The organism is Kitasatospora sp. NPDC093558, assembly GCF_040683475.1.
GTDB lineage: Bacteria > Actinomycetota > Actinomycetes > Streptomycetales > Streptomycetaceae > Kitasatospora.
In genome coordinates this window covers 1-3,431 of sequence record NZ_JBFBDY010000647.1, presented here as the reverse complement: position 1 = coordinate 3,431, position 3,431 = coordinate 1, and the positions used below count along the sequence as shown (strand labels likewise).

Annotated in this window: 3 protein-coding genes; 1 reads left to right on the top strand and 2 read right to left on the bottom strand. The window is 70.8% G+C overall.

Translation table 11 applies throughout. The annotated features are described in order from the left end of the window. Nucleotide 1: 1 nt before the first annotated feature. Together AB0O00_RS33080 and AB0O00_RS33075 are read right to left on the bottom strand one after the other, a co-directional pair. Nucleotides 2-976 (bottom strand): hypothetical protein, encoded by a 975-nt coding sequence (locus AB0O00_RS33080; RefSeq protein WP_363658121.1) that lies wholly within the window; start codon nucleotides 974-976, stop codon nucleotides 2-4. Next, the gene (locus AB0O00_RS33075) at nucleotides 921-2,630 is read right to left on the bottom strand and encodes an IS200/IS605 family accessory protein TnpB-related protein (protein ID WP_363658119.1); all 1,710 of its coding nucleotides are present in this window, start codon (nucleotides 2,628-2,630) and stop codon (nucleotides 921-923) included. Before AB0O00_RS33075 ends, AB0O00_RS33080 begins: the two co-directional genes overlap by 56 nt. 424 nt (nucleotides 2,631-3,054) lie before the next feature. Here AB0O00_RS33075 and AB0O00_RS33070 point away from each other — a divergent pair, with 424 nt between their 5' ends. After that, on the top strand, nucleotides 3,055-3,381 hold the full coding sequence (locus AB0O00_RS33070) for a CU044_2847 family protein (protein WP_363658117.1): 327 nt from the start codon (nucleotides 3,055-3,057) through the stop codon (nucleotides 3,379-3,381). Nucleotides 3,382-3,431: the final 50 nt, after the last annotated feature.

The following is a 3,431-nucleotide window of genomic DNA, read 5'->3' as shown; positions in this document are numbered from 1 at the left end:
CCTAGCGATCGGCCCAGGAGAGGGGGGCGTGCGTCCCGCCGTCCGCCTGCTCTCGGCGCTCCAGCAAGCCGGCGAGGATCTCGTCCACCCGTTTGAGCCTGGTCTCCAGCGAGGCCGCCAGCGCCTCCGCCTCCTCCAGCGCCGATCTCGCCTCACCGTCCGCCTCCGCGTTCTCCGGACTCTCGGGACTCTCGGGTGCGAGCGCGCGGGCCAGCTCGGCGTCCGCGTGGGCGTGCAGCCGCAGCGAGGCGAGCTGCTCGACGCGCCGGGTGCGCACGCCGTCCAGCCGCTCCCGCACCTCGGCGAGCCGGGTGCCGCTCTCCTCGAACCGCCGCTGCTCGACGGCAAGTTGGTCGTCCACGTCCTGGGCGCGGGCGAGCCGGTCGCGAGTCTGCGGCGAGAGCGCGGCGAGCTGCTCCTCGGACAGCCGCACGAGCCGGTCGGCACTCGTGCGCAGGACGTCCTCGACGCCGGTGTCCTTGCCGCGCAGCGCCAACAGGCGCGTGGTGATCACCTCCTGCTGCCGGGCGAGCCCGTCCAGCGCCGAGACGATCCGCTCCAGGCGCCGCAACTCGTCCACCTGGCGCCGAAGTTCGGTGAGCTCGGCGAGCCGACGGCGCAACTCCCGCTCGCGCTGCTCCAGTTCGTCCAGCGCCTCCCGCTCGGCCTGCACGGCCCGCTTGGCCGCCCGCAGCCGGTCCGCCAGGTCACCCACGTCGCGCCGGACGGCCGCCCCGGCGCGCACCGCGTCGAACAGCACGTCGACCGCCTCCCGCAGGCCCTCCCCGGCCGTCAGCGCGTCGTCGAGCTCGTACAGCGCCTCCAGCGCGGACGCCCCGCCGGGCCCGCCGTCGATCCCGCGCAGTTCGGCGCACACCCACTGCAGCGCGGCCCCCAGCACCCGCAGCGACGCGACGACCTCACCGTCGCCCACCGCCTCCAGCGCTTCCGCGATCTCCCGCCTGGCCAGCTCCACGCAACCGTTCCTCATCAGTGAGTAGAAGTGAGCCTTGGACCCAACCCTGTGCACTGCGGACATCCCGAACGGTTTTGGACATCCTGGTCGCCCGCGTTCGCTCCGCAATCGGCGACACGGATCGTGTCCGTGGTCCGAGGATGCGGGGGCGGGTTTCCTCACGCCCCCGGTCACTGGGTCGGGCCTGGGCGGTCCGATGCCCCACACGATCGCTCTGGTCGCGTGGGGGCGGTGCCGTCCGTCGCCTGATCCGGTGTCCGAGGGCGCGTCGTCCGATCGCCACGCCCGCAGCCTGGTGGCGGCTGACGGGGCGACGGTCAGTGGAGAGGGGCCTTTGCCAATGCTCGGCCCCCCACATCGAGGTGTAGGCGGGATCGACGACAATCACGCCGATACCGGCTTCCGAACACATCGACAGGAGGCGTGCGCGGAGTTTGCCGGTGGGGATGCCGGAGATCAGCTGCCGGAACCGCTTCTTGCGGCCGTGCTTCTCCCGGGTCCTGGAGTCGGCGAAGTCGAGGTCTTCGATCGCGATGGCCTGCACGCCCCAGTCCTTGGCCCAGTGCAGGAGGCGGGTGAGGGCGTGGCGCAGCTGTGCGTCGCGGTGGGCGGCGGCGCCAGCCAGGTCGTAGTCGAAGCGGCGCGGCTGCCCGACCGGGTTGCCGTACTGGTCTAGCCGCCAGGCGGCGAGGTGGTCGGCGTTGGCGTCGACGCCGACCACACCTCCGGCCCGCAGCGTGTTGAGGGGGATGACGGGGAGGTCTTTGCGGGTCCACGACGCGTCTAGGTACCACCGGTCACGAGTCACATCGAGGTGGATGCGGTAGGCGGTGGCCCGGTTGCCGGTGATGCGGTCACGCCACTCGTCGCCCCGGTGCGGGAAGCCCACCCGGGCGGCGAGGACGTACCGGCCGTGCCTACTGTTGGCCAGGTCCGCGAGGGGGACGGGCAGCTTGACGCTGACCTCGCCGTCGGGAGTGACCCGGATCGTCTCGTTCCCGAACCGCTTGCCAGACTCGCCGTCAGCAGTCAGGAACCAACGGGACGCCTCCCACTCCGCACTCCACTGCTCCGGTGTCTTCCCGGCAGCAGCCAGGTTGTGACGCTGGTGCAGCAGCCGACGGCCGCCCCTTGCGACGGAGACCTTCCCGGCTTCCCGTTCGGCACGGACTCGATCATATTCGGCCTGAAGGATCGCCAGGCGACGGGTCTTGTGGAACCACTCGTGCTTGCTGCGGTAGCCGCCGGGCCTGCCCCGGCTGCCCTTCTCCCCAACCGGCAGCGACAAGCGGTGCCGGATCGTACGGATACCGGCGTCCAGCGACACCAGGTGCGCCCACTGCGCACGTCGCGACAGACCCCACTGATCGTGCGTGTTCGACGTCACCGAACCGGCCCACCGGGACGACGACTCCGCCGTCAGTTCCCGCTTGCGCCGGGCCCACGTGTCAGTGCAATGCTCAAGGCCGTCCCGGCACCGCGCCGCCAGATCACGGGAGGCCAGGTGTCCCATGTGCTCGCCAACCAGGCGCAACACCTTGTCGTCCTCAGGCGTGAGGCCCTTGAGGCGGTCCCGGATACTTACGCCCGATGGGCCGTCAGCGACGAACGGCCGGGCGATCTCCCGCAGCGGCTTCTTCCCCGACTCAGCCATGCTCAGCGGCCTCAAGAGCCCTGCGGGCGCGGTTCTTCGCCGACCGGCAACCTTACAGGCTGGCGCAGAACGAGGCCAGTACCTCCACGGAACCAGCAATAGGCCGTGTGCGGGTGCACACCGCTCGCTATCGCCCATTCCTCGAAGTTCATGTAGCGACCATAACACTCACTCAGAAGTGCTGATGCACAACAGAATTGACTTGATACCGAGCAGTTCGCCCCCCAGCCGTGCCCACGTCCGGGCCCCGATGGTAGCGGCGAATCGCCCGCCCGACACCCGCAACCACCCACGCACCCGGGCCCGTTCGCACGACCTCGCCGACCCCGTGGCCCCGACTCCGCCAAACACCCCCACCCCACCCCCGCCCCCCGCTATCCTGCGACGGTCGCACACCGCACGACGTCACCAAGTAGGAGTCACCATGCCGGAGTTGCTGCGCTTCCAAGGACCGGACGACTCCTCCCTCGTGGTCGAGGTCGACGACGACTCCCCCGGGATCCAGCTCGTCTCCCGCAGTGAGGAGGGCATCGCCGAGGCCGCGCACCGCCTCGACGCCGCGCTCACCGCCTGCCGCCCCACCCTCGAATCCGTCCTCGCGGTCCTGCGGCACCTCAAGCCCGAGGAGATCGAGGTCTCCTTCGGCATCAAGCTCAACGCCGAGGCCGGCGTCGTCATCGCCAAGACCGCCACCGAGGGCCACTTCGACGTCACCCTCAGCTGGAAGTCCGGTCCGGCCGCCGCGAGCTGACTCCGTGGCGCCCAACCCGGCCCGCGCACCCTGGGTCGTCAGCATCCAGC